This window comes from Caldimonas sp. KR1-144, assembly GCF_049446155.1.
GTDB lineage: Bacteria > Pseudomonadota > Gammaproteobacteria > Burkholderiales > Burkholderiaceae_C > Rivibacter.
The window spans coordinates 231345-255205 of the sequence record NZ_JBMSEE010000001.1; the positions used below are offsets into that span (position 1 = coordinate 231345).

Annotated in this window: 28 protein-coding genes and 1 riboswitch; of the genes, 1 reads left to right on the forward strand and 27 read right to left on the reverse strand. The window is 67.0% G+C overall.

The features are described 5' to 3' along the window. Window positions 1-53: 53 nt before the first annotated feature. Window positions 54-1829, forward strand: a complete 1776-nt coding sequence (locus ACO2TI_RS01090) for a hypothetical protein (protein WP_423281569.1) — start codon at window positions 54-56, stop codon at window positions 1827-1829. A 57-nt stretch (window positions 1830-1886) separates the two neighbouring features. On the opposite strand, the gene ACO2TI_RS01095 is transcribed toward ACO2TI_RS01090, so the two are convergent. From ACO2TI_RS01095 to ACO2TI_RS01225, 27 genes are all read right to left on the reverse strand, one after another. Further along, complete coding sequence (locus ACO2TI_RS01095; RefSeq protein ID WP_423281570.1) at window positions 1887-3881, reverse strand: MG2 domain-containing protein; 1995 nt, start codon at window positions 3879-3881, stop codon at window positions 1887-1889. Between the two features lie 63 nt (window positions 3882-3944). Then, a riboswitch (cyclic di-GMP riboswitch) is annotated at window positions 3945-4025 on the reverse strand. A gap of 379 nt (window positions 4026-4404) precedes the next feature. Further along, on the reverse strand, window positions 4405-4839 hold the full coding sequence (locus ACO2TI_RS01100; protein WP_423281571.1) for a hypothetical protein: 435 nt from the start codon (window positions 4837-4839) through the stop codon (window positions 4405-4407). Then, window positions 4836-5450 carry a glycoside hydrolase family 19 protein gene (locus ACO2TI_RS01105; RefSeq protein WP_423281572.1) on the reverse strand — a complete coding sequence of 205 codons (615 nt, stop codon included), beginning with the start codon at window positions 5448-5450 and terminating at the stop codon, window positions 4836-4838. Before ACO2TI_RS01105 ends, ACO2TI_RS01100 begins: the two co-directional genes overlap by 4 nt. Then, window positions 5444-5620 (reverse strand): YegP family protein, encoded by a 177-nt coding sequence (locus ACO2TI_RS01110; RefSeq protein ID WP_423281573.1) that lies wholly within the window; start codon window positions 5618-5620, stop codon window positions 5444-5446. Before ACO2TI_RS01110 ends, ACO2TI_RS01105 begins: the two co-directional genes overlap by 7 nt. Next, window positions 5617-6621 carry a heparin lyase I family protein gene (locus tag ACO2TI_RS01115; protein WP_423281574.1) on the reverse strand — a complete coding sequence of 335 codons (1005 nt, stop codon included), beginning with the start codon at window positions 6619-6621 and terminating at the stop codon, window positions 5617-5619. Before ACO2TI_RS01115 ends, ACO2TI_RS01110 begins: the two co-directional genes overlap by 4 nt. Next, window positions 6618-6971, reverse strand: coding sequence for a hypothetical protein (locus ACO2TI_RS01120; protein WP_423281575.1), 354 nt, complete (start codon window positions 6969-6971; stop codon window positions 6618-6620). The genes ACO2TI_RS01115 and ACO2TI_RS01120 overlap by 4 nt, the downstream gene beginning before the upstream one ends. Window position 6972: 1 nt before the next feature. Beyond that, window positions 6973-7299: a hypothetical protein gene (locus ACO2TI_RS01125; RefSeq protein WP_423281576.1), complete on the reverse strand. Its 327-nt coding sequence runs from the start codon at window positions 7297-7299 to the stop codon at window positions 6973-6975. Between the two features lie 7 nt (window positions 7300-7306). Continuing rightward, entirely contained in the window at window positions 7307-7771 is a 465-nt protein-coding gene (locus ACO2TI_RS01130) for a phage tail fiber protein (protein WP_423281577.1), read from the reverse strand. Window positions 7772-7814: 43 nt separating this feature from the next. Next, the gene (locus ACO2TI_RS01135) at window positions 7815-10736 is read right to left on the reverse strand and encodes a host specificity factor TipJ family phage tail protein (protein ID WP_423281578.1); all 2922 of its coding nucleotides are present in this window, start codon (window positions 10734-10736) and stop codon (window positions 7815-7817) included. Further along, a complete protein-coding gene (locus tag ACO2TI_RS01140) occupies window positions 10733-11146 on the reverse strand; it encodes a hypothetical protein (protein ID WP_423281579.1) in 414 nt (137 codons plus the stop codon). The genes ACO2TI_RS01135 and ACO2TI_RS01140 overlap by 4 nt, the downstream gene beginning before the upstream one ends. After that, a complete protein-coding gene (locus tag ACO2TI_RS01145) occupies window positions 11143-11715 on the reverse strand; it encodes a DUF1833 family protein (RefSeq protein ID WP_423281580.1) in 573 nt (190 codons plus the stop codon). Before ACO2TI_RS01145 ends, ACO2TI_RS01140 begins: the two co-directional genes overlap by 4 nt. Beyond that, window positions 11715-12542 carry a hypothetical protein gene (locus ACO2TI_RS01150; protein ID WP_423281581.1) on the reverse strand — a complete coding sequence of 276 codons (828 nt, stop codon included), beginning with the start codon at window positions 12540-12542 and terminating at the stop codon, window positions 11715-11717. The genes ACO2TI_RS01145 and ACO2TI_RS01150 overlap by 1 nt, the downstream gene beginning before the upstream one ends. Before the next feature lies 1 nt (window position 12543). After that, the gene (locus ACO2TI_RS01155; protein WP_423281582.1) at window positions 12544-14043 is read right to left on the reverse strand and encodes a family 43 glycosylhydrolase; all 1500 of its coding nucleotides are present in this window, start codon (window positions 14041-14043) and stop codon (window positions 12544-12546) included. Between the two features lie 3 nt (window positions 14044-14046). Further along, window positions 14047-14691 (reverse strand): hypothetical protein, encoded by a 645-nt coding sequence (locus tag ACO2TI_RS01160; RefSeq protein ID WP_423281583.1) that lies wholly within the window; start codon window positions 14689-14691, stop codon window positions 14047-14049. A gap of 3 nt (window positions 14692-14694) precedes the next feature. Beyond that, window positions 14695-17022, reverse strand: coding sequence for a tape measure protein (locus tag ACO2TI_RS01165; protein ID WP_423281584.1), 2328 nt, complete (start codon window positions 17020-17022; stop codon window positions 14695-14697). Beyond that, a complete protein-coding gene (locus tag ACO2TI_RS01170) occupies window positions 17022-17324 on the reverse strand; it encodes a phage tail assembly chaperone (protein WP_423281585.1) in 303 nt (100 codons plus the stop codon). Before ACO2TI_RS01170 ends, ACO2TI_RS01165 begins: the two co-directional genes overlap by 1 nt. 98 nt (window positions 17325-17422) lie before the next feature. Then, the gene (locus ACO2TI_RS01175; RefSeq protein WP_423281586.1) at window positions 17423-17821 is read right to left on the reverse strand and encodes a hypothetical protein; all 399 of its coding nucleotides are present in this window, start codon (window positions 17819-17821) and stop codon (window positions 17423-17425) included. Next, window positions 17821-19035 carry a phage tail tube protein gene (locus tag ACO2TI_RS01180; protein WP_423281587.1) on the reverse strand — a complete coding sequence of 405 codons (1215 nt, stop codon included), beginning with the start codon at window positions 19033-19035 and terminating at the stop codon, window positions 17821-17823. Before ACO2TI_RS01180 ends, ACO2TI_RS01175 begins: the two co-directional genes overlap by 1 nt. A gap of 79 nt (window positions 19036-19114) precedes the next feature. Further along, window positions 19115-19522: a phage tail terminator-like protein gene (locus tag ACO2TI_RS01185; protein WP_423281588.1), complete on the reverse strand. Its 408-nt coding sequence runs from the start codon at window positions 19520-19522 to the stop codon at window positions 19115-19117. After that, window positions 19519-19956, reverse strand: coding sequence for a hypothetical protein (locus ACO2TI_RS01190; protein WP_423281589.1), 438 nt, complete (start codon window positions 19954-19956; stop codon window positions 19519-19521). The genes ACO2TI_RS01185 and ACO2TI_RS01190 overlap by 4 nt, the downstream gene beginning before the upstream one ends. A gap of 2 nt (window positions 19957-19958) precedes the next feature. After that, window positions 19959-20321: a hypothetical protein gene (locus tag ACO2TI_RS01195; RefSeq protein ID WP_423281590.1), complete on the reverse strand. Its 363-nt coding sequence runs from the start codon at window positions 20319-20321 to the stop codon at window positions 19959-19961. Beyond that, window positions 20318-20557, reverse strand: a complete 240-nt coding sequence (locus tag ACO2TI_RS01200) for a hypothetical protein (RefSeq protein WP_423281591.1) — start codon at window positions 20555-20557, stop codon at window positions 20318-20320. The genes ACO2TI_RS01195 and ACO2TI_RS01200 overlap by 4 nt, the downstream gene beginning before the upstream one ends. Next, the gene (locus tag ACO2TI_RS01205; protein ID WP_423281592.1) at window positions 20554-20730 is read right to left on the reverse strand and encodes a hypothetical protein; all 177 of its coding nucleotides are present in this window, start codon (window positions 20728-20730) and stop codon (window positions 20554-20556) included. Before ACO2TI_RS01205 ends, ACO2TI_RS01200 begins: the two co-directional genes overlap by 4 nt. Then, window positions 20727-21248, reverse strand: a complete 522-nt coding sequence (locus ACO2TI_RS01210) for a DnaT-like ssDNA-binding protein (RefSeq protein ID WP_423281593.1) — start codon at window positions 21246-21248, stop codon at window positions 20727-20729. The genes ACO2TI_RS01205 and ACO2TI_RS01210 overlap by 4 nt, the downstream gene beginning before the upstream one ends. 4 nt (window positions 21249-21252) lie before the next feature. After that, window positions 21253-21504, reverse strand: coding sequence for a hypothetical protein (locus ACO2TI_RS01215; protein WP_423281594.1), 252 nt, complete (start codon window positions 21502-21504; stop codon window positions 21253-21255). 65 nt (window positions 21505-21569) lie between these two features. Then, entirely contained in the window at window positions 21570-22874 is a 1305-nt protein-coding gene (locus ACO2TI_RS01220; protein WP_423281595.1) for a P22 phage major capsid protein family protein, read from the reverse strand. Window positions 22875-22939: 65 nt separating this feature from the next. Beyond that, complete coding sequence (locus tag ACO2TI_RS01225; protein ID WP_423281596.1) at window positions 22940-23716, reverse strand: DUF6651 domain-containing protein; 777 nt, start codon at window positions 23714-23716, stop codon at window positions 22940-22942. Window positions 23717-23861: the final 145 nt, after the last annotated feature.

A 23861-nucleotide genomic window follows, 5' to 3' on the forward strand; every position in this document is an offset into this window, starting at 1 on the left:
CCGGGAGGTCCAGCGATAGCTCATAGCAGTCCTCTGACTTTTGAGGAGGTTGTATGCCGAGCCATCGATCCAGCGGCCTTGCCGCGCTATGCAAGATCACCAGCAAGTGGGCCATCGCAACGATCGCGGGCTTTGTGCTCGTGATGCCGGTGGCATGGTCCGTCCATGACAACGGCATCTTCGAACTCGACGGCAATGTCGCCGACCCTGCGGGTGGCGGCGATGACTGGGCGACCGTCGTCAATCCGACCGGCGGCTCGTCCGCGATCCTCGCGCGCACCGGCGTCACCGCGGATCCTGCGCCGCAGACCATCTTCACGGGCGGCGGCTCCAAGGACGACCTCGACCTCAACGGCCCGCTGTCCGGCGCGGGTGGGTGGAAGCACAAGAACGGCTCCGTCCCCGACAAGGACGACATCACCAATGCCTATGCCGTGGCGTACAACGTCAACGGCAAGCTGGTGATCTATGCGGGCGCCGACCGCTTCGACAACAGCGGCGACGCGTTCATGGGCTTCTGGTTCTTCCAGAACCAGATCGGCCTCGGCCCCATCTCGGGCAACTCCGGCGGCTTCACCGGCCAGCACGCCGTCGGCGACGTGCTCGTGCTCGCCAACTTCACCGGGGGCGGCACGACCGTCAACATCGAGGTGCTCAAGTGGGTCGGCACCGGCGGCAACGTCAACGGCACGCTGCAGCGCATTGCCGGCATCGCGGGCGGCACACCCGCCACCTGCTCGGCGGGACTCACCAACGATCTGTTCTGCGGCATCACCAACACGACCGCAGGCGAGACGCCGCCTTGGACCTACCTTTCCAAGAGCAACACATCGTCGTTCCCGACCGCCACGTTCTTCGAGATCGGCATCAACATCAGCGACGTCTTCGCGGCCGCGAACGCCGGAAGCGTGCCCTGCTTCTCGACCTTCATGGCCGAGACGCGCGCGTCGTCGCAGGTCAGTGCGACGCTGAAGGACTTCGTGATGCACAGCTTCCCGGTGTGTGGCATCGCGGTCACCAAGCAGTGCCTCAACCCGATCCTCGCCTCCGACACGACGATCGGCTACACCGTGCGCGGACAGGTGCAGAACACCGGCTTCGGCACGCTGACGAACCTGTCGCTCACCGATGCGCCTCGGCCTCTCGGCGCGATCACGTACCACAACTGCGACGCCAACGGCCTGCCGACGGGTGGTGCGATCTCGTTCAACGGCTCGCTGAATCCCCTGGCGTCGGTGTGCTACCAGTCCAGCTTCACGACGCCGGTCAACGGCGAGAACGACACGATCACCGCGACGGCGAGTACCGGCAGCGCGAACGTGACCGCTCAAGCCACGGCCGACTGCCCGAACCTGCAGCTGTCGCCGTCGCTCGACGTCACCAAGTCGTGCTCGACGACGTTGGCCCAGGTGTCGCCGTACCTCGTCGTGAAGGTGCTGGTCGAAGGCTCGGTGTGCAACACGGGCGACACGGTGCTGACCAACGTCTCCGTCACGGACACGGACGTCTCGGGCAACCTGCTCGGCTCGGCGCAGACCTTGACGCTTCCGGGCACGACCGGTGCGTGCAAGAGCTTCAGCGCGTCGTACTTCCCGACGACGGCGGAGAACCGCCAGCAGCCTGGGACGAGCACGCTGGTGCCTGGCCTGGCGCGCTTCAGCGACACGGTCACCGCCACCGGCACGGCGCCGCTGGGCTTCTCGGTCCAGCCCGACACGGCCACTGCCGAATGCACGCTGTGCCCGACCTGCTCGCCTGACGCATGCCCGAACGGCGTCTGCCCGACGTCAAGCGGCGCGACGACGAGCAGCACGCTCAGAAAGCGCTGATCGACGCTCGCCGAGACGGCGACGACACAAGGGCGGGGATCCTCCCCGCCCTTGTTCTTACTGGACCGCGAAGGTCCCGCTCGCGCTGGCCGTCGAGCCGTTACGGCTTGCGCTCGCCCGCACCTGCCAGGCGCCCACGACTTCCTTGCGCGAGAGGCGGTAGCTCGACGTGGCCACGCCGTTCGAATCCGTCGAGGCGCTTTGCGTGACCTGCGTCCCGTCTGGCCTGACGAGGGTGAAGCCCACCGTCGCGTTGGCCACGGGCACACCGCCTGCGTTCACGCGTGCGGTCATGCGCACGGTGTCGTTGCGCGCGTAGACGGCCTTGTTGGTCGTCACGCTGGCGGCCAGCGCCGCCGCGGCGACCGAGTAGCTCGCGCTGGCCGACCCGACCAGGCTGGCGTTCGCACCGTTGACGGCCTTGGCGGTGATGCCGTAGGTGCCTGCAGCCGCCGTGACCGGCGAGGTAACGGTCAGCGTGGTCATCGCCGAGGCGCCGGGCGCGAGCGAGACGACCGGATTCGCGAAGCTCGCGCTCCAGCCCGCCGGCACCACCGACTGCAGCGAGATGCTCGTCGCAGCGCAGTTGCTGCTGTCCTTGTTGGTGACCGAAACGCCATAGGCCACGGCCGTGCCGGCGCTGACCGTGGCGCCGCCGGTGATGCCGATGGCCGGCGCCGCGGGCACGCAGGCGGCTGCGCTGCTCATCGTCACGGCCACGCGCGCGCTGGCATCGCTCGCCGATTCGAGCGTCACCATGACGCCGCTTTGCACGTCGTTGAACACCTGGCCGTAGACCAGGGCCGCGTCGCCCATGTCGAAGGTCGGCACCGTGCCCGGCGTCATGTCGAGCAGGAAGCTGCTGTTGATGTCGCCGTCGGTGCCGGTGCGTACCAGCAGGCTGTTGCTGACCAGATTGGAGGCGTAGATGGTGGCGAGCGAGCTGTCGTAGCCCAGCGGGCGGCGGTACTCGACGTAGTACCAGGTCTTCGCGCCGGTGACGGGGTCGGTGCTCTTGAGGATCTTCAGCGCCTTCGACTCGACGGTGGCGCTCTCGTACGCGCCGATCGTGTAGGAACCGCTGGCCGTCACCGGCGTGATCGCCGGCTGCGTGCCGTTGTTCAGCCAGCCGAGCCGCTCCTTCTGGAAGGCGTTGAAATGCGTCGCGCCGGTGTTGCCCATCACGTCGGCGACATCGCCGTAGTCCTGCACGACGCAGTTGGGGCCGAAGGGCGTGGCATCGCAATCGGACGCATGCGAATGCTGAAGGCCGAAGTTGTGGCCCAGCTCGTGCGCGATGACCTTGGTCTCCAGGCGGCCGTTGATCCACGCATCGGATGGCAGGCCGCCGACCGTGCCGACGCCCGACCAGACACAGCTGTCATTGCGCGGGAAGACATAGACCACGCGGCCGACCCCGGAGAGGCTGATGCCGGCGCTGCTGGCGGCTGCCTTGGCCGCATCGGCGATGTCCGACGTCAGGCAGGTCTTGGCGATCGGCAGCGTGAGCCAGCCATGGACATTGCCCGACAGCCAGGTCTTCTGGAACGAGTTCTCGCGCATGAAGCCACTGACCTGGTTGAAGACCACGTCCTGCGCCTGCGCCTGCGTGTAGGGCTGGCGCGTGTCGTCGCTGAAGTTGACCAGCAGCACGGCCACCTTCTGCTCGCCCATCGTGTTGGCCAGCGGCGCGCTCGCGACGACGCTCACCGAGCCGCTGTCGGTGCTGCTCAACGCCAGCACGTTGCCGCTTTGCTGTCCGCGCACGCGCAGCCGGTCGCCGCTGCGCCACTCCTGCGGCGCATGGCCACGCAGGCGCAGTTCCAGGCGGCCGTTGGCCGTCTTCAGCAGGTGGCGTACCTTGCCGCCGGACGGATGGTCTTCGACCAGAATCTCGAGCGTGCCTTCGGCGACCGTCGATGCGGAGGAACTCGGCGCGGCGGGAGGCGCTGCATGGGCGCCGAGCGCGGCCAGGCCCGTCGCCATCGCGGTGAACCAGGTGCAGAGGGAAGATCGGATCGAGGTCGAGGTGGGGCGGGCGTAGCGATGCATCGGAGGTCCAGTTCAGATCCAGACCTCCGCCCCTTCAGCACCGGGAGTGCACTGCGGTCTTCCTTCGGTAACCCGGCCATCCAGCAGCCGCTGGACCCGTCGGCTTTGCGCCGCCCGATTGCTCGGGCTTTGCCTTTGTCGGGAAGAGATCGTGGTTCAACAAATCGAAGCCCGGCCAGCTTGACATTCGATCGTTGGTGTCGATCGCGTCAACAGCGGCACAAGAGGCCCCACCTGCAAGCTGATGCTACGAAGCGCCGACGCAAGACCGGTATCGGTCTTCAACATCGGTTACCAGCTGCGAGCGCGCTGGGTCGCGCCAGGCCCACCCGCCACGCCTTGGGCGGCGTGGCCTGCCCGGAGGGACTCGAACCGCCAACAGGGCACTCCAAAGCACAACTTGGCACAACATCTCATAGAGACATGGTGTGCTTGGCTAGGCTGGATTCGTCGGATTCTTCCCCGGATTCTTCCCCGCTACCGTTGCGGCCACGCCTTGACCAGCCCGGCGTGTTTGCGCCGGCTAGCGGAGCATCAGCGCGTCGTACTGCCCGCGCTCCCGAGCTTCGCAGGCCCGGAGGGCAGCGAGTACGGCGTCGGCTCGGGCAGCTTCCCGGACAAGAAATCCCGCATCCGGTCCTGAAAGCTCGGCTCCGCTGGTGCCGGTGCAGGCGGCTCGCTCAGTGTCGGGCAGACGATCGGGGCGGTTGCGCAGCCCGTCAAGGTCAGCAGCGAGGCGAGCATTGATGCGGCGAAGGTTCGCGAGTTGCGCATCGGCGATCTCCCTTTCGGACTTGCGTGCAGCGGCTTCGCGCTCGCGCGCGTCCTGAGTTGCGGCGAGGGCGACCGCTTTGCCGGCGCGGTCGTCGGCGCGCCATTGCTGGAACCGACCGGCGCCGTATGACGCGAGGCACAGCGCCATGACGGCGAGCCAGACGCGCGGGTCCAGGAGGCTCACAGCAGAACCCTCACGGCCTCTTCGAAAGCTTGCCGACGCTCAGCGGCGTGCAGCATCGCGCGGTTGACCTTGCGGGTGATCTTGTCGATCTGGCTGCTGTCGGCGAGCTCGTTGCAGCCGTTGGCCGCAAAGAACTGCGCCGCCGTGAGGCAGGAGTGCCGCGGTGTTGCCACGAGGTCTGGCTGGTCCTTGTACGGCATGCCCAGCGCCGCGCCGGCAGCCATGTAGTTGGCTCGCCCTGTGAGCTGAATGAGCCCGCGACCACGGTAGCGCCAGCCGTCACCACTGTTGGGATCGCCGTTGCCGTTCTTGTTGGCATAGACGACGTTGGCCAGCGCCTCGGGCTTTCCGACGAGCGTGCCGGCCTGCTGCAGGCTGGACACTCGGTCGCCGAAGACCTCGCGGATGCGCTCGGCGCGCCGATACGTCAAGTCCTCCTCGAGGTCGGCAAACCGCCTTGACTCGACTTTGCACTGGGCAAGGAAGGCTGCGAGGCGCGGCGGCGTGTCGATGTCGAATGCCTGGCATGCCTCGTTGATCGGATAAACAAACGTCCGAGCCTGGGTCGGGCCGATCCCGCAGGCGACCAACTGCGCCAGGGAGATCAGCATGCGACCACCTTGACCAATGACAGGTCCACGCGCTGGAGGCGCTTGATCGCCGCGAGTGCGCCGGCCTTGCGCGAGTATCCGAAGCCTGGGTCAGCGATGATCTCGCCATTGCGCGCCTTCAGGCGCCAGCGCCACCGGCCGGCGGCGTCTCGGTAGATCTCGAACTTCATTTCGTCGCCACCCAGGCGCTGAGCTGCGGCACGGTCAGGCCGGTGTCACGCACAAGCCAGGGTCCGCGCAGCAGGATGGCCTGCCCAACGGGCGAGTCGAGCGGATACAGGCCTTGCTTGATGAAGGGCGTGCCCTTGGCGTAGCCGAAGGGGCCGGTGTAGCTGTGGGCCTTCACGCCATCGATCCAGGTCTCGAGGTAGCCTTGGCCGGCCGGCGACAGCTTGAAGCGCTGCACGAAGTTGATCCAGCGCCCCGTTGCGATCGGCCCGAGATCGGCGTTCACGACCTGGTTGACCTGTGACGTGGTGCCGTGGCGGATGTCCAGGCGCCACTTGCCGCTCATGACCTTGAGCGCCATGGCCGGGTTGAGGAAGCCGGAGCCGTCCCAGTGAACCTGCGCGAGCAGGTACGTCGCCGTTGTGGCATTCCAGACCGGCAGGTAGATCTGGAAGGAACGCACGAGCGGCGTTTCCAGCGGCGGGGCGCCGGAGCGGCTGAAGTTGAGCTCCGTGCGCGGCTGGCCGCCGATCACCGGATCGCCGGGCTGCTGCGCGAGGCGAAGCACCTTGCGCGTCGCGTCTGCCGGATCGACCACCAGGCTGATGCGTGCGGTGCCGTTGCACAGGATCGCCTCAGGCGCCGACGTGCTGATCAGGTTGACTCCGCAGGCCTCGTAGCCGAGCACGGGCGTCTGCGCCTTGAGGGCCTTGGCTGGGTCGACGCCGAACAGCACGTCGGCCGCGGCGACGGTCGGTTCGGCCGTCTTGGGCTGCAGCGCTGCAATCGCGGCATTGGCCGCCTCGACTTGCTTCGTGAGCGCGGCCACTGCCGCATCGGTCTTGTCGGCGCGCTGCTGCAGCGCCGGCACGGCCGGATCCTGCGGGACCGTGATCGTCTGGGCCGGCGCGCCGGGGACGACGATGGACTGCTGGGCGTTCGCGACGGCAGCGAAGAACAGCGCCGCGAGCAGCACCGAGATGAACAAGGGTCGAGCGCTCATTGCTTCCCTCCGGAAACGTGGTGGAGATGGTCGTCGTGCAGGTCCACCCAGTCGCTCGGCACGCGGCGCAGCGGATGACCGGCGCGCGCGCGTCGCAACAGGTAGCCGAGGATCACGACCGCGATCCCCGCGTTGATCAGCAGGATCGACCTGGCCATTCCGACCAGGTCATCGGCCTTGAGGCCGTCGACCATTCGCAGCGCGATCGAGCCGAAGCCAGCGCACAGGCCGATGAGGCCGACCTTGATGACGATGCCGTCGTGCACACGAGGCGACAGGATCGCCCACAGCAGCACGGCGGCGATGAGGCCGCAGGCAGCGGCGTTGATGAGCGCGAGCAGCGTGTCCATCTCAGCTCCTCCGACTGATCCAGCCAGTGACGATCTGACCGAGGGGCGTGTCCTTGATCGCCTGCAGTAGAGCTGCTGCGAGAGACATCCCGACGAGACCGAAGAGGAACGCTGCGCCGCTCGAATAGGCCGGCGATTTCATGTTCAGCCACTCGACGATTGCCGGCGTGAGAAAGCCGGCGCACAGGGCGCCCGAGAAGACGTTGAAGGCGCGTTCCCGCCAGCTCGCGCCAGGCGTGAACTTGACGGCCGTTACCAGGGCGCCGAGGGCTCCGATGGCGAACGGGCTCGTCGCGATGCGACCAATGGTGTCTTTGTCGAAGTCCATCAGCACCTCACGACAACTGCCACTGCATGGCGCTGATCTCGATGGCGATCTCGTCGCCGGCAAGCCAGTTGCGCGTGACCGGCGTGCCGCCGCTGTTGCGGATGTACGCCCACACCTTGAGGTTGCCGCCGGTGCTCGCATCGAACAGGCCGACAGCAACAGCGCCGCTCACATCAGCACTGGCCGATGCAGCGAAGGTGATCTTGTCGTTGTTGCGCGTGATGCCTGGCGTCGTTGTGCCCGTGCTCGCGCCAGTCGTGCCGGCGCCCTGCGTGCCGGACCACTGCGTGGTATTGCGCGCGCGGGCCTGCCGCGTCACGCCACCGGCTGTGATCTCGGTGCCGTTCGGCGAACCTCCTGACGGGATCGCGCTGAGCAGCGTGTAGTAGAAGTTCGCCGGCAGTGTCGGTGCCGACGCTCCCCGGAAGTAGTAGTCGATCAGCTCGTTGATCGCCGCGACAGCCAAAGGCATAGCCTCCTCCTTTCGAGGATTGGTTTCGTTGAAACGGATGCGGTCAACCGCCGCCGGGGTTGTCGAGCTGCTCCACGACGACCGTGTAGGTCGCCATGCCCTGCACGGTTTGCGTCGCGACATCGCGCATCTGAACGCGAATGCGGGCCGTGAGCGTGTATTCGCTCGACGCGAGAACGTCGAGTTCGGTTTCCCGGTCGGTGCCAAGGGACAGCCACGTCGACAGCGTCGGCATCGTGATCGACCCGGTGCCGTCGCCCACGGGGTCCGGGTGAGGATCTCCGTTGCCATCAACGCCAGTGAACGACAGCAGCTCGAGATAAATCTCGTACTCGGCCGCCACGGTGGGCGTGACCGGCGACACGGCTAGCCACGCGCGCGGGTCCGGGAAGATTTCGACACCGCGGAAGATCGTTCCGTCGTTGAGGAAGTTGAGGTAGCCGCGCGGGTTGATGGCCTCTTCGCCAACGGTCGTGAAGGTCTCGCTGGTGATGATCACCGGGATCTCACCGCCGCCTCCTCCTCCACCACCGCCGCCGCCGCCGGATTGCGAGCCATCGCTCAGCGGATCCTGGATCTCGCTGCCGGTTGGCAACCATGCGTTGTCGGCCGTATGGACACGGTCGTCCTCGACGAAGAATGGCACCTCGACCTCGTCGATCGACTGTGGACGAGGGCCGCCGACAACCACCTTGCGCGTGACGTCGGCGAGCGAGCCGAATAGGTAGCGTGTGCGCTCCCGGTCAGCGTCGTCGAAGCTCGGCGTGAAGCCCGGCGCGCTGGCCAGCACCATCTCGAAGTCGGAGGTTCCGGGCGTGGCTTCGATCGCCGCATCGAGGCCGCCGGTGTGCTCCTGCAGGCGAACGTAGTGCGTCTGCCCCGATGTCCACACCAAGGGCTCCGTAACGGTCAGCGTTTGCGTGCCGGCATCCCAGTCGACGACATCGCCGGTCCGGCCCCAGGCTGCGGTGTCGTGGCCCATGCCGACAAGGGAGCCCTTCGTCACGAGCAGGCCATCGAGGTCAGCGACGAACGAGCCTTGCTCACGCCGGTACAGGCTGCGCGCCAACAGGTAGGCGGCATGCCGCATCGCCTGTTTCTCGCCGATGATGCCGTCGGCCTTGACGTCTTCGATGATCGCCGGCGCAGGAACACCCACCGGCCGCAAGGGCACACCGACCTCGTTCGCGGCGTAGACGTGGATGGCGCCGTCGTGGACCTGCGCGTAGATCGTGCGGTCCTCCCAGTAGCGGCCGTCGCGGAACGACACGGCGATGGCGTCCGGCGTCTCCGAAGTCGGCAGCGCCCACGACAGGCCGAAGCTGTCGGCATCCATGTTGCGCGGCATGAAGACCGCGACCGGCGCGTCCTGCTGTTCGTCGCGCACCAGGCTGTAGATCGAGCCTCGACGAAGCATCGTGCTGGCACGCCCGGCAGCCGCGACGATCTGCGCGGCATCGTCGGTCGTGAGCTGTCGGTCGAAGCTGAAGTCGAATCTGTCTTGACGGGCATCCCACACCTCGGCGAGATCGGCGAGTGTGGCCAGGTCGATCCGCTCGTCGGGCAACCGCCGACCGTAGGTCTGATCGCGCCACAGATCGGCCAGCGCCCAAGCTGGATTCCGCGTGAACTGCGGAGGCCCCCAGGTCTCGGAATCGGCGTCGTACACCGACACGAGCCGACGCGACATGACGCGCACGCGCCGTTGACTGAGGCCGCTGAGTTGAGAGGTCGCGCGAATCCGAAGCGCGATGCCGGTCACGTCGGTTCTCGCGACGCCGGGGGTGTCTAGCAGGCCTCGCAACTGCAGCCACTGCAGATCGTTGACGTGCAGGTCGTTGTCGGAGCGGGGATCGATGCGACGCACCCGCACCTGATAGCGCCCGGGGTCGACGACGTACTCACGGCTGTAACGGATCTGCTGGCCGGTGTCTTGCTCGAGGATCTCCGTTCCCAGCACCGACCACGACCCGATAGGCTGGCCGGCACTGTTGATCTGGCGAGCGGAGACCTGCCAGGACACCTGCCGCTCCGACGTGCTGCCGTCCGAATCGATGTTGCGCAAGCCGCGCGGCATCAGCATGTCAACGAAAATCTTGCTGACCGACGTGCCTGCCTTGTTGAGCGTCAGCGGGCCGATCCAGTTCGAGTCGATCAGGTCCTGGCCCGTCACCTCAGCAGAGGTGATCATCCCCGTCTCGATGATGGTTTGATCCGCCCACGTCTCGACGCCGGGGAAGCCCGTCGGCTGCGTTCGCGTGGACTGCCCGGGCCCGACGATGACGACTTCGAAGTCCTGGAAGTTGCGAACGTCCGTGTCGTCGATTTCAACTGACAGGATCTCGTACTCGCCGAGGCCAACAGCCAAGCCGGCGCAGAAGTACTGGTCCCAGGTCGCGAACTCGTACTCGGCGTACGGCGGACAGATGTCGTCGGGGTAGAACTTCTCCTGCCCGTAGCGAACCGGCACTGGCTCGCCGAGGCGGGCTCGGTTGCCCTGCAGCGCGACAGAGTACGTCGGGCTCGACTGCAGGGTCTGCGGCGCCTGGGCCATCTCGACCGGGAAGATCGCGTTGACGAGCAGGTTCCCTGCCACCGCCACCGTGGCCGACACCGCCGCAGCAGCCAGGGAGCCCTTCGCGACGCCGAGGAACTGAGGCGCGTATATCGCCGCCACGAGCACGGCAATTGTCGCGATGATCCGCAGCGGATTTGACCCTCCGCCGCCGTGCGCAATCTCCGAGAAGACGATGCAGTCGCCGGCTCGAACCGGCTGCCACCAGTCGGTGCGGCTGATGTACTCGCCATTGATGCAGCAGATGACCCGGCGGCCGTTCCTCGGTGCCAAGTCGTTGATGCAGAGGAACTCTCCGACGAAGCGGACATCTCGTCGATCGATCTCGACTTGCATCGGGCCGACATGCGCCCAGCCGGCAGGAATGGTGCGGCGAAGCTCGAAGCTCATTCGCACCTCCAGATGCGTGGGTGTCCATAGCCGCCGGCCAGCAGGTCGGCGAGGTCGTCGTGGCGGACTCGGCCGATTGAGCGGCCGTCGCGCTCGTAGCCGTGGGCGTGAAGCACTCGCAGGCGTCGGCCGATGCGCACGAACACACCGACGTGCGGTCCGTCCTTCCCGCGAACGGTGAGGATGTCGAACTCGCGAGGTCGATCCTTCACGGGCCGCCAGCCATCACGCGCGACGCTCTCGCGCACCGCGGCCCAGTCGGTGAGTCGGCCGACGTTGAGCAGACGCGGCACCGACTTGCCGGCATGCTTCTGCTCCACGTCACGCACCAGGCCCTTGCAATCGAACGCAGCGGGGCCCTCGGCATCCCTTTTCCAAGGCTTGCCGATGTAGTAGTTCACCCAGCTCATTGCGCAGCCGCGAGTCCCGGGAAGCCCTCCGGCGTGTAGAGCACGCTCGGGAACGGGTAGTTGGTGATGTCGCCGAAGCCGGCCGTGATCTCGACCGCGCTGCCGTTGGTGCTCGCCGACGTGACTTCCAGGCGTAGCGGTGGCATCTCGTGCGGGGCGCTCGTGTCGCTGGGCATGTAGGTGCGCGCGATGCACACCACCGGCTCCTGCGTCTGCGCGGCGGCCCTGAAGTACGGCGTCAGCGTGCGACCGACGTTGTCGACGCGAATCGCTGCCTGCGGATCGCGGTTCTCTTCGCTCTCTTCCGGGATCACGATCTCGAGCGGCACCGGCTGGAAGGTGACGGCCTCGCCGGCATCAAGCGGCGCGCCGGCTTCGATCGTTGCCGAGAGCGGTTCGAAGTCGTTGACGACGTAGGCCGCGACCTGGTTGCCGTTCTCATCTCGGAATGCCGAGTGGTAGAAGGCCAGCGTGATCAGTTCCGGCTCATCGGCGGTCGCATACGAACGCGACTCTGCCAGCGCCTCGGACTGGCTGATGCCGCGGCGCGGGGGGAGATAGGTTGGCATCAGAGGTACTCGGCCGCCAAGTCTGCGTAGATGTGGTCGCCAGGCTCGCTCCCTTCGTCGTCTATGACACGCAGGACGAACACCAGAACTTCGCTTGTCGGTGTGTACGTCGCCTCATAGAGGAACTCATCGGGATCGGGGTACGCGCCCTGCTGCACCAGGGTCACGGGTTCTCCGTTGATCCACAACGTTGGCGCGTTGTCGGCCTTGACGTGGATCGCGATGTCATCCAGCACCGGCAAAAATTCGGAGCGCCGCATCCAGATCGCGCGATTGAGCGGGACGATGGTGTTCGGGTCGGGCCAGACGCCTGCGTGGTAGGGGTGAGGCCCGTCGCCGAACGGCGCTTGCGCGATCGGCCACGCGATGTCGTTGTATTCGGCAGACGAGTAGTCCGCGCCGCTGCCTAGCAGTTCGACGCGGTACTTCCAAAACTCCTCCTTGCCGATCGACCACGTGGCTTGCGGCGGCATCGCTGCGCCGCGCTGCTCCAGCGTGGCCGTCACTCGGAAGTTTCCCGACGGAAGCAGCACCTCGCTGACATTCAAATAGCGCGCCACGCGTGTGATCACGCCGCCGCCCCCGGGCAGTGCAATCGAGAACCACCGGCGACCATTGATCAGCGATCCCCGATACCACGACCGCCAAGCCGCCATCTCTTCCGGCGTGTAGGTGAACGGGTAGCGATGAATGGCGCCGGCGAAGTCACGCTGACGAGGTCGAAGCTGCCTGTTGCCTTCAATGGTCGATCCGGCACGCCTTGGTCGCGGCGTCAGGACCCCCGGCCCTGGCCCTGGCAGGCTCGTTGGGTAGGCGATCTCCGGCATATCAGCCGATCCGCTCAACCATGACGCGCAGCCGGCGTGCCTTCGAAGTCGATAGCGCCGATGGCGCAGCAACAACCGTTGCATCGACATAGCCCGACGCGCCGAGAGCAACGATCGCCTCGACAGTCGTATCCCGGTTCTCGTAGGCATACGATCCGACATACTCCCTGCTGACCCTGTTGGTCAGGTCGATGCCGTTGAGGCGGATCTGCGTGTCGATGTCGGGCTTCGTGCTCGTGCCGCCCGCGGTGTCGGCGATGTAGTTGACCTGATACTTGACGCGGTACACGCCGGGCGTGAGGTTCACGCGAGAGTTCGTCAGCGCAGCGGCGCTTGTCGTCAGCGTCTGGACGTCGAAGCCGGCGCCCGTGCCGTAGAAGTAGTCATAGGCACCTTGGCGTGCGTAGGTGATGACCTCGCTGCCTGAGCCCCCCGTGTTGTAGAACATCGTCCAGCGACCGATCTTCGGATCGAACGCCATGTGCGCGCGCCAGATGTTCGTTTGCTCAAGCCCCGTCGTTGGCGCGTTGGTCGGCGTGAAGTACGGATTCGACGGATCCTTGCTCCATGGCCCATTGATCGACGAAGCGTAGGCGTAGCCGACTCGGCTGGTGTTCGGTTCCTGGCCTGCGCTCACGGGCCGCGTGTCGCCCGCGTTGTAGACCATCATGTAGGTGCCATCCGGCCTCAGGCGAATCTGCACGCCTCCCATCCAGCCGTAGTCCCATGCGGCCGAAGTGCTCGGCTCGAGAACGTCAGTGCTCGACTTCGTGAAAGGGCCGTCCGGGTCCGTGGCCGTGGCGCGCAGCATGCGAACCGCCAGACCGAAGGTCGCAAGCGAACTGCTCGGCGCGCCCATGTACCAGAGGTACACGGTGCCGCCCTTGTAGATCGCGAAGGGGGTGTCGGTGTTGAACTCGTCCTTGTCGCCGCTGCCGCCCTTGGCGATCACCTTGCTCGCGACCGTCCACGTGCCGGTCAGCGTCGCGGCCGTGAAGTGGAAGATCTCCTTCGAGGCGAGCGTGCTGTCGAAGAAGACGGCATAGGCGTGGTAGTTGCCGCCGACCTGCACAGGCGCGCCGAGCTCGTCGACCAGGATGACAGGCTTGTGATAGCCGGCCATGCCGGTGATCTCTGTCTTCGTGGCCCACGGACCCTCGGTTGTTGGTCCAGTTCGGTAGTAGCACTTGACGTGGGGCGCCGAGCTCAGTGTCTCGAAGTGGTACTTGATGAACTGCGTTCCGTCCCACACCACAAACGGATCGCCGCAGATCTGGCTGCCGACACTGTCGACCGTGACGCCGCTCGGGCCGTACCAGAGATAGGCGGGATCGGGGTATGGCGTCAGCGCGCCACCGGCGCCGCCCGGCGCCAAATCTGCAATGTCCTGTGCGGTGACCTTGCGCGAAAGGTTCGGCGTTCCGGGCACCGACACTTCGAGCAGCTCATCGCCGGCAAGCGGCAGGTCTGCGTCCGTCAACTCGCTGATCTTCTTCGTCATGCTTTACTCCAAGACGCGCGTTTCGTCGTCTTCGGTGAGACGGTCCTCGTCGTCTTCGGTGATTCGGGCCTCGACAGACGCAGGAAACTCGGCGCCACCTTCGAACTCGATTCCGCCCGCTGCGAGGAGGGCTGGCGGGACGAATACCGCGCCGCCACTGAACGCGATGTCACCGGAACCAGCCAGCGCGGCTAGTTCGAAGGAGGCGCCGCCTCCGAACACAATGCCGCCCGAGGCCTCGATGCCAGGGGCCACTCGCTCGGTGCCAATGTCCTCCACCAGCCACAGCGTGGCGCTGACCGTGTAGCGGCCGCACTCGTCGATCTGCACCTCGTAGCCGGCGTCGTCGATGAAGCGCGCGGTGTACCAGCGCCGACCGAAGGCCTCGCGATCCGCGACCTGGATATCGAAGTCCTCGGTGCCGACGACGATGGTTTCCTCGAACCAGTCGTGGAAGGCATCGAAGACCGCTTGGTCCTCGATGAACCATGAGACCGTGCAGACATCGGGCACGCTTCGAAAGCGGGGCCGCATCCGCGACTCCCCGGCATCGCGGTCCCGCTTCCGAGCGTTTGGCAGCGGCTGGAAGCTGTGGCCGTCACGAAGCGCCGGAGGCATCGACTCCGGCAGGACATAGATGCTCGCCACACGTCACCCGCCGCGGCGCCGCAACTGGCTGCCGTTGTTCATGCCGAAGCGGCCGGCCGTGGCCCGCGCGATCGGCCCACCACCCGCCATCTCGCTGCGCAGGTCGCCCTTGATGCGGCGCACGAACACCTCGAGTTGGCCATCAGCGCCCTGCCGCGTCTCGACCGCCGTGTTGCCAGCGTCCTGGTTGTAGATGCGCGGCTGCAGGACCACCGACGACGCACCGCCGCCGGCCTGTCCGCTGGGGATCACGCGACCACCGTCCGGGTTCATGAGGTAGTCGCGGCCGGCGCGGTCGCGGTAGACCTCCGGGCCTTCCTCGTTGACGCGGTAGTAGCTGCCCCGGCGCACGCTGCCGCCGCCGGCCCGGCCACCGCCGTAGGACATCGTGTCGAAGCTGTTCTCGTAGTTGACCGACGAAGGGTTCGTGGTCGACATGTTCGTCAGCGCTCCGCCGATGTACTTGACGAAGGCGTCGATCAGCTGGTTGCCAGCGGCCGCGACGGGATCGATCACCGGCCGCAGGATCGTGCTGGCGAAGCGTGCCTTGAGCTCGTTCAGGAAGATGTCGGTGAAGTCCTCGCCGTGCCGGAAGCCGTCACGGAAGCCCTGCTCCATGCTGTCGGCGATGGAGCTGCGGTAGGCGTCACCCGTCTTGCTGGCGGCCTGCCTCGCGTCTTCGGATGCCTTCGCCGCGCCGCGCTGACCGAGCAACTCTTCTCGCTGGCGCAGCAGCTCTATCTGCTGGCGCAGCGCTTCGGTCTCCGCGCCGACGCTGCCACTGTTCTCCAGCATGGCCAGCTGCTCTTCCTTGAGCGTGCGGATGCTGCGGATGCGCGCCTTCTCGATGCTGGCCTTCGCCTGCTCGCTGGCGCCGATGAGTTCGATCTCCTCGCGCAGTGCCTGGTTCTGCTCGGCGAGCCTATCCGCCTCTTGAGCCGCCAAGTCGGCGGCTTTCATCATCAGGGTCGCCGCGGCTTCGCGCGCGCGCTGCTCCTCACCGGCCAGCGCGATCAGCCGCTGCTTCTGGTCGAGCTCGGCCGCGCCGTCCTGCAGCACCTTCTTCTGCGCCGCGCCGAGCTTGCCGAACTTGCCAAGCGAGATCTCTGCGTTGACGCGCTCGAGCTCGGTTTCCTTGCCGAGCAGCGCGATGCGCTCTTTCTGAGCCTCGACGGCGTCGCGGTACGGATCCCGCTTCGACCCGCCACCGGAGGTGGCCTTGGCCACCGGGTTTCGCTCCGCATCGAAGCGGCCGAAGCGCCGGCGGTTCTCCTCATCGATCAACGCGACGTTGCGCGCGATCTCCTCGAGCTCCGGCTTCGCTGCGTCGATGCGCTCGCGAAGATCCTTGACACGCGATTCAAGATACGGGATGTCGACAAAGCGGGCCATGACACCCGCGGCGCCTGTCTTCTGGCGCTCCACCGCCAGCTGATCCTCGTATCGCTTCAGCGCGCGCTCCTGGAACGACACGCGGCCCTGACTGCCCGGCGCCGACAGCGCGCCGGCGGCGTCATCGAGGATCGATCCGATGCCCGACAGCGCCTTTGCCAGCAGGCTGGTCGCGCCGGTCGCCTCGTTGAGCTTGCCGATGACAACCGACAGCGAGTTGCCGACCTGCTGCATCGCGCCGGCAACCGTGGTCGGGATCTTGTCGAACTCGGTGTTCAGCTTGCCGGCCTGCGACTGCAGCGCGGTGAAGACTCGATCGGCCGTCAGCTTTCCCTGCTCGCCGAGCTGTCGCAGCTGGCCCACGTTGACACCGAGACCATCCGCGATGGCCTGAGCGAGCCGCGGCGCCTGCTCGAGGACCGAGTTCAATTCCTCGCCGCGCAGCGTGCCGCTCGAGAAGCCCTGGCCCAGCTGGACCAGCGCGGCGGCCGAGGCCTGCGCGCTGGCACCGCTGATCACGAGCGCCTTGTTGATGCTCTCGGTGACGCCGAGCACTTCACCCTGGCTGACGCCGAGGCGCTGCGTAGCGCGCGACAGGTTGCCGAATAGGTCGGCGGTCTCGCCCAGCCCGGTGCGCGTCTTGTTGGCCGTGGCCAGCAGCGCCGCCTGAGCCTGCTCCAGACCGGTGATGCCGCGCGTGACCAGCGACAGGCGCGCGTTCATGTTCGAATAGGCGTCCGCGGTCTGGATCACCTCGCGCGCCAGCGCGGCCGCGCCGATGCCACCGAAGGCGCGGCCGAGCAGGCGACTGGTGTTCGACAGGCCGGCCACCATGGTCTCGGTGCGCTGGCCCGACTTCGTCAATGCGTCGAGCTCCTTGCGGGCTCGGTTGACGTCGCCGGTCTGGATCTCGATGCCAAGGGCTGCTACGTCGGCCATTACTTTGCCTTCGTCCTTTCGGCCTCGCGGCGCCGCGCCGACTCCTCGGCGTACATGCGGCGGTAGGCGCGGTCGATGCGTTGGAGCGTGGTCACTTCATCCACCGACGGAGAGCGGCCCGTCAGCCGGGCCCAGGCCTCAATCTCGGCATAGCTCAGCGGCTGCAGGCCGTTGAAGCCTTCCGCGCGCGCTTCGTCGAGTTCGCGCCACCACTCGGTGAGGTAGGCCAGTCCAGGGTCAATGCCGGGTCCGTCGAGGTCGGGGTGGCGCCGGCCGGTGCTGCGCTCGAGCTGCTGGAGCACCTCCCAGCGCGAGCGGACCCGCGATGGCTTCGCCGAGCCCTGAACGTATGGCTGCCGCATCCGCTCCCAGTGGGCGACGAACGCGGCGACCTGGTCGCTCAGGGCGTCAGAAAAACCTTGGCGTCCTGCGCGCCGGCGTAGACCTGCACCACGAGCCAGTCGTAGCCGGGGTGAAGGTAGTAGCGTGCGACCGCCTCGGGCGTGCAGGCCAACGGCTGGCCGTTCTCCTCGAAGTTCTCCCAGTCGATGGTCGACGCGATCGCCATCTCGCGATCGCGCACCTTGTCAAGGGCTTCGAAGTCGACCTTGTCGCCCTTGGCGGCCTTGATGGCTGCCGCGACGCGCTGCTTGTGGTCCTCTTGGACCTTGCGCAGCGGGTCGCTCTGGGCGCCGCGGATCTTGATCCGCAGGTCGGTCGGCCGGCCGTCAGGGCCGACGATCGAGATCCACGCGCCCTGGTTGCCCAGGGCGTTCATGTCGTGCTTCGCGAGATCCATCAGGCCACCGTCGAATCGCAGATGGCGATGGTGGTGGCCTCGATCACCGTCGATGCCCCGACATACTTGCCGGCCGAGAAGTCGCCGCTGAGCGTGACGGCAGGCCCGTCCGTGCCCTTGTCAGCGCTGTTGATCTTCGCGTTCGGCAGCTTGATGATCAGGAACTCGCTGCCAGGCGTGCTGTCGGCGAAGAGGTAGATGAAGAGCGCCGCTTCGGTCTCGTCGTCGAAGTTCTGCAGCACCGCACCGCCGTCGAACAGCGCGCCCATCGAGCCCGACACCCGCACGCCGTTGCGGAAGACGTCCGGCGACACGTTGGCGCCGATCACCGCCTTGACCTCGCCCTGGTTGTCCACGGTCAGCGAGAGCTGCGTCATCACCGCCGAGTCGGCGCTGCCGTAGCGGATCTTGCCCTCGGGGCCAGCGAGCAGCGCGCCGGTGGGCGCCGCGGTCGGCGTGGTGAAGTAGTCGTCGGCGCCGTCGAGATCGGCATCCAGGCCCAGCATCGCGAAGGTCACGTTCGCATGTGCGCCCGGCGCGATGTCGAACGCCGCGCTGTTGACGATGCAGTCCTGGTAGACCGAATGCTGATCGACGTCGGCGTGATCGTCCGCGATGGTGAAGTAGTCCTTCGTGTGCGCGCTCGACGGGATCTGCAGCTTCTTGCCGGGCACCGCCAGCGTGACGTTGTCGCCGGCGGCGTCGTCGACCATGCCGGAGGTCCACGGGTCCGCGGCGTAGGTCATCGAGCCCGCGGCGACCGTGAGCAGGCGCAGGTTGACGCCTTCGTTCTCCGTCGCGCCGCTGCCTGCGGTGAGGAAGCGCACGATGTCGCCGACCTTGAAGCCGGCGGTGACGAAGCCGTTGCCGCTGTCGGTGATCGTGCGCGTCGCCGCGTTGACGGCGATCGTGGTGCCGGTGATCGTGCCCGCCGCCGCCCAGGCCGCGCGCAGCAGGCCGGCCAGCAGGTCGTTGTGGCCGCCGATCTGCAGCTCCTGGCTCAGGTTGAAGCCGACCTGGCGCAGGCCGTGCCGCGGGTTGCCGTACTGAGCATCGCGGCGCACCGAGTCGCTTTCGAAGGACTCCTTCGTGAGGCCACCCGAGGTGTCCGGCCGGAAGTTCTGGTACTTGCCGCTGTTGGTCAGCGCGAGAGTGCCCAGGGCCGCCTGCTTGCCGATGGCAATGGTGCGGCTGGTGATTTCAGCGTTCGACATGGCTTACGCCCTTTCCTGGTAGCCCATGAAAAAGGCCGCCATGAGGCGGCCCGGAAACCTGCTGCGCGGCCCTCGCCGGTCAGCTGAAGACGTTCGCGTGATATGGGATCGAGACCGGCACGACGAAGCGGCCGTCTTCGTTGCGCCCGGCGGCAATCGCCGGCGTTCCGTCGACGATCACCGTCACGCCATCCTTGATCCATGACGAGCCGCGCCTGAACTGCGCGCGGATCGCTTCAGCCCGCGCCTCGGCTGCAGACGGGCCCGCGTTCTGCGGATAGATCAGCGTCACCTGCAGGATCCCGACTTCGCGGTGCAGCGACGCGCCGATGCTGGGGTTCTCTGGCTGCGCCGGCAGCAGTGCGACGCGCTGATAGCCGCCGGACGCAGGCGGCGTGAAGTCCATGTTCTGCCAGGCGGTCGGCAGCGCCGGCGTGATGCTGTTGAGCCCAACCTCCAGCGCGGCGCGGATCTTGAGGATGCTCATCGGTTGCCGCCGCTGTTGAAGGGCGTCTGCCGCACCGCGCGCGCCTCGGTGTTCACGAGGTTCAGGAACTCGCGCGCCGTGACCCGGACCATGCCCTGCGGAGACTGCCCGCTGTGGCCGTACTCGAGGCGCTCGATGTAGGGCAGGTTGTTCATGATGAAGATGCTCGGCCCCGACCTGAAGCCGGCCAGGCGGCGCGTCGCGGCCGCCACGGTGCTCGCGCCGGTCGGATCCTCGACGCTGAGCTGGCCCGTCGCCGGCGAGCCGATCGTTGTCTGCCAGTTCCCGCGCGCGCGGCCGGTGTCGACCGGGGTTCGCAGCACGATGCGCGAGTTCATGTCGACCGCGACCTTGCGGATCACGAGGTCTGCATTGCGGCCAGCCTTCTCGGCGAAGCGCTGCAGCGACCGGCCGAAGGTGAACTGGGTCGCCATGATCAGGCCCGAACCTGCGCTTCGTAGAGCACCGGCAGGCCCGCCGGCGCGATGTTCTTCGTCTTGATCACCGTCAGGCCTGAGCCGCCCCACAGGAGCACGTCACCTGGTTTCGGCTCGGTCAGGCCGACCGCGGCGATGTAGGCCTGCCGGTCAGTGGCGAGGATCTGTGTGCCGTCGACGTACTTGTCGCCGTATGGGAAGACGGCCGCGGTGCACGAGTCAACCACCGGCGTCGCGGTCGTCTCGCCCGTCTCCGGGTCATAGGTCGGTGTGCCAGGCCGCGTCAGCGTGGTCTGCGCGCCGAAGCGCTGCAGCAGGCGCTGCGCGGTCTGCGCGGTCGCGGCGTAGTTGAAGGCGGTCACAGCAGGACGCCCTTCTGCTGCGCGTAGTCGGAGACCTTCGCCTCGGCTTCCGGATCTCTCATCCAGAGCAGGACCAGCGCGTTGAGCTCGACGTCACAGGCTGGGCAGATCGGACGCCAGGTGTTGCCGTCGGCGCAGCACTGCCACTGGAACTTCGCGCGCGCGCCGCAGCGCACGCACTTCAGGCGTCGGATTGCATCTTCGGTGTAGGGCTCGTGGCTGCCGGCGCGCTTCATGACGGCTTCCTCTCGCCAGTCTCGAACGCCTCGCGCCCATCCATCGCGTGATGCACGAACAGCGCCGGCTCTTCCGCGTCCTGAGTCGGCTTGCACCAGCACCGCATGTTCGCGTCGTGCTCGCGCAGGTCGCCCAGCGGCACCACATGCGCCTGGTCGGCTTCTGCGATCACGCGCGCGTCACCTTCACGAACGACTGGCCGCCCCCCTGCAGGAACGGCTGCAGCAGGCCGTCGACGACCTGGTACTTGACCTGCTGCCGCGCGCCGGGCGCGTACTCCACCTCGATCGGGCCGACCTTCTCGCTCCTGACTTGGCCGGAGAGGTCGGGAGCAAGGTCGCCACTGATGGCGCGCAGCGCGAGCTCGGCGCACGCATTACGCACCGCCACCGGCACCTCGTCGTCAGGCCAGTAGATGCTGCCCGTCAGCGATGGGGGCTGCCGCGGCACATACCCGCGCGGCCAGTCCAACGCCTGCGAGTCCGTCATCCGGTATCCCAGCCACTGGCCGGCATAGGTGCCGTCGATGAACCCCGTCGCCTTACGCAACAGCTGCTCTCGCGTCGTATCGTCGACGACAGCGGCCCAGGCCGCATTGCCGCGCGCGGCGTGGTACGCCGTGGCTTCTGCGACCGAGATGTAGGAGTCCGCGTCCGGCAGGCCTGCGCCGGTTTCGACGACGAGGGCCATGGCTTCAGGCCGCCGCGGTGTTCAGCATATCCAGCAACTTCGCCTTCGAGACGTTGCCGGGGAACTCGAGACCCTTCGCGGTGGCCAGCTCCTTGAGTTCGGCCGCGCTCATCTCGTCGAGGGGCTTCTCGCCGCCTTCGGTCGACGCTGCCTGCTCGCCGTAGGCCTTGTGGACCTTCGGATCGAAGTCCTCCGCGTTGATCACCACGTAGTCGCCCTGATCCTTGCCCCAGGGCATGACCTTCATCTGCTTCATGGTTGGCTCCTTCAAGAGAGCGGGGGCCGAAGCCCCCGCGATTCCACGATCAGCTCGGTCCTGGATCAGCCCAGGAGCAGGGCGATGTGCTCGGTCTTCACCGCCTTCACGCCCCAGGCCAGCGCGACCTCGTACTGCACCTGGCGGTACTGCGCGTACATCGAGATCTCGAAGCTCAGGCCGCTGCGCGGATCGGTGACGATCTGCCGGTCCAGCGCGAGATCGCCCTCCTCCGGGAGCGCCGGCGCGCGGGTCGCAAGCGCGATGGCCGAGCGGGCGAAGGCCATGTTGCGAGCCGCAGCCGCGACCACCGTGATCGCCGTGGCCGAAGCCGCAATGGCCTTGCGCAGGCCGGGCGCCGCGAGCGTGATCGTGCCGCCGTTGGACACATCCGCGTCGCCAGACGCCACCACGTACTTGTTGGTGTCGCCCGCGAAGGTGATCACGTCGCCAGCCACGATCGTGCCGGTGCCGGCCGAGGCCAGCGTGATGACCGTGGCGCCGATGGCATAGCCGGCGGTGTTGGTCGTCGCACTGGCGCCGGTACCGGCCGTGCTCGTCGCAACGGCGGCCGATTCGCGCAGGTCGATGCCATGCACCGGCAGCAAGATGCCCTGACGCAGGATGCTATCGCTGCCGTTGGCATCGACGCGCGCCTGCTTGCCGAGGAACTTGGCGCCGGCAGCGGTGTTGATAACGAGCTGGTGCTGACCGCCCGGCGCGCCGTTGTCCTTCAGGATGCGCAGGGTCTCCGACGCGTCCGTCCAGTCGTCGGCGGTCGCGAACGGCGTGGTGCCGGCCGTGCCGTAGGCGCGCGACGCGTAGATGTGCAGCGCACCGAGATCGCTCTCGACTTCGTTGCACAGCGTGCGCATCGCTTGCGCGAACTGGTCGCGCATGACGTTGCGACGGCCGGGTCCGCCGTTGTTCAGGCCCAGCGACTGCTCGCCGTTCCAGCGCACCGGCACGCGACGTGCCTTGGTGATGGTCATCGACACGTTGCCGATCGTCTGATCGCCGTCGTCCGGCGGCGTGACGCCGGGCGTGATGTCAGACGCGCTCGCCGCGGGAGCGACGTGCGATCGCACCGTCTGGCCGACAGCGGCGCGCTCGAAAGTCATGTCCGTGGAAACGGCCGGGATGAAGCCGACCAGTTCACGGGACACGACATCGAGCGCGTTGTAGATGTCGGGGATCAGGTTGGTGATGGTGTTCGCGCCGAACACGCCGTGAGCCTTCAGGTCGGCGGGGTCGCCTCGCATGAAGTCCCAGACGCGCGACGCAACGGTCGCCATGGTGGCGATGGGGTAGACCGCGATGGCCGCGGCGACCGCGAGCAGAGCCGCGGCACGAATCTTCAGAGTGCGCATGGTGTACCTCTCAGAAGTGAGAAGGCCCGCTTTTGCGGGCCCGGTGTTTGCAATCGGAGAGAGGCTCAGTCCGTGATCGTTGCGCCGTCGCGCACTGCGGCCATCTGTGCCGCCGGGTCGAGCGCGCCGAACTGAGCTCGGGTCAGAGTCGTCTTACCGCCACCACCGCCGCCGTTCTGCGTGCCGCCGCCAGAGGAACCGGTCCCTTTCAGGATCGACGCCTTGTGCGGGTACGCCTCGACGAGCAACTCGATCGCCTCTTCGGCGTCGGCGAGCTCGCCAGGCTTGGCGCGCGAGTACAGCTTGTTGCCTGAAGCGTCCAGTGCGATGAGCTTGCCGTCCTCGACCTTGAAGCGAGAGCCGAAGAGCGCTTGCGCGATCTCGGCGCCGGCCGGGCCTTGAGCGGCGAACTTCTCCGCGATGAACTTCGAGCGCGTGAACACGCCACCAATGAGGTGCGAGTCAAGCTGGCTCTTGAGCGTGTCCCGCTCCTTGACGACCGGTGCGTACTTCTCCTCGAGCGCCTTCACCGCCTCGGCCTTGACCTTCTCGACTTCGCCGGCATCCACCAGCTTCTTGTCGTCGAGGTTCTTGACCGTGGCCAAGGCCTTGATGGCGGCCGCCGGGTCCGTGATGCCTTCGAAGGCTTTGAGGCTTCCCTCGGCCTTCTCCGCGCGCTCGCGGTGCCCCTTGGCTTCGCCATTGAGGCGGCTGATGGTGGCGACAGCACTGTCGCCATCGAAGGGCGATTCCTTGCCCTCGGCGTTGATGAACACCGGAAGCTTTTTGCCCTCGAACTCTTGGAGAACGATTGCGCCAGTTGCGTCGTACTTGAAAGGCATGGTGGTGTTTCCTTGGGCATCCGCCCAGGTTCGCGGTGAGGCATCCGCCCCGGAGCGCCGTCGGCCATCCGGCCGGTGCGGCAGAAACGAAAAGGCCGCCGTGGTTGCCCAGGGCGGCCTAGAAAGCGAAGAGCCCGCGCGGGGC

Bases quoted from the DNA above. Each gene is read 5' to 3' on its own strand.
- ACO2TI_RS01090 (WP_423281569.1), top strand. From the start codon at position 54: ATGCCGAGCCATCGATCCAGCGGCCTTGCCGCGCTATGCAAGATCACC.
- ACO2TI_RS01095 (WP_423281570.1), bottom strand. From the start codon at position 3,881: ATGCATCGCTACGCCCGCCCCACCTCGACCTCGATCCGATCTTCCCTC.
- ACO2TI_RS01105 (WP_423281572.1), bottom strand. From the start codon at position 5,450: ATGCTGATCTCCCTGGCGCAGTTGGTCGCCTGCGGGATCGGCCCGACC.
- ACO2TI_RS01110 (WP_423281573.1), bottom strand. From the start codon at position 5,620: ATGAAGTTCGAGATCTACCGAGACGCCGCCGGCCGGTGGCGCTGGCGC.
- ACO2TI_RS01115 (WP_423281574.1), bottom strand. From the start codon at position 6,621: ATGAGCGCTCGACCCTTGTTCATCTCGGTGCTGCTCGCGGCGCTGTTC.
- ACO2TI_RS01120 (WP_423281575.1), bottom strand. From the start codon at position 6,971: ATGGACACGCTGCTCGCGCTCATCAACGCCGCTGCCTGCGGCCTCATC.
- ACO2TI_RS01125 (WP_423281576.1), bottom strand. From the start codon at position 7,299: ATGGACTTCGACAAAGACACCATTGGTCGCATCGCGACGAGCCCGTTC.
- ACO2TI_RS01130 (WP_423281577.1), bottom strand. From the start codon at position 7,771: ATGCCTTTGGCTGTCGCGGCGATCAACGAGCTGATCGACTACTACTTC.
- ACO2TI_RS01135 (WP_423281578.1), bottom strand. From the start codon at position 10,736: ATGAGCTTCGAGCTTCGCCGCACCATTCCTGCCGGCTGGGCGCATGTC.
- ACO2TI_RS01140 (WP_423281579.1), bottom strand. From the start codon at position 11,146: ATGAGCTGGGTGAACTACTACATCGGCAAGCCTTGGAAAAGGGATGCC.
- ACO2TI_RS01145 (WP_423281580.1), bottom strand. From the start codon at position 11,715: ATGCCAACCTATCTCCCCCCGCGCCGCGGCATCAGCCAGTCCGAGGCG.
- ACO2TI_RS01150 (WP_423281581.1), bottom strand. From the start codon at position 12,542: ATGCCGGAGATCGCCTACCCAACGAGCCTGCCAGGGCCAGGGCCGGGG.
- ACO2TI_RS01155 (WP_423281582.1), bottom strand. From the start codon at position 14,043: ATGACGAAGAAGATCAGCGAGTTGACGGACGCAGACCTGCCGCTTGCC.
- ACO2TI_RS01165 (WP_423281584.1), bottom strand. From the start codon at position 17,022: ATGGCCGACGTAGCAGCCCTTGGCATCGAGATCCAGACCGGCGACGTC.
- ACO2TI_RS01175 (WP_423281586.1), bottom strand. From the start codon at position 17,821: ATGGATCTCGCGAAGCACGACATGAACGCCCTGGGCAACCAGGGCGCG.
- ACO2TI_RS01180 (WP_423281587.1), bottom strand. From the start codon at position 19,035: ATGTCGAACGCTGAAATCACCAGCCGCACCATTGCCATCGGCAAGCAG.
- ACO2TI_RS01185 (WP_423281588.1), bottom strand. From the start codon at position 19,522: ATGAGCATCCTCAAGATCCGCGCCGCGCTGGAGGTTGGGCTCAACAGC.
- ACO2TI_RS01190 (WP_423281589.1), bottom strand. From the start codon at position 19,956: ATGGCGACCCAGTTCACCTTCGGCCGGTCGCTGCAGCGCTTCGCCGAG.
- ACO2TI_RS01200 (WP_423281591.1), bottom strand. From the start codon at position 20,557: ATGAAGCGCGCCGGCAGCCACGAGCCCTACACCGAAGATGCAATCCGA.
- ACO2TI_RS01210 (WP_423281593.1), bottom strand. From the start codon at position 21,248: ATGGCCCTCGTCGTCGAAACCGGCGCAGGCCTGCCGGACGCGGACTCC.
- ACO2TI_RS01215 (WP_423281594.1), bottom strand. From the start codon at position 21,504: ATGAAGCAGATGAAGGTCATGCCCTGGGGCAAGGATCAGGGCGACTAC.
- ACO2TI_RS01220 (WP_423281595.1), bottom strand. From the start codon at position 22,874: ATGCGCACTCTGAAGATTCGTGCCGCGGCTCTGCTCGCGGTCGCCGCG.
- ACO2TI_RS01225 (WP_423281596.1), bottom strand. From the start codon at position 23,716: ATGCCTTTCAAGTACGACGCAACTGGCGCAATCGTTCTCCAAGAGTTC.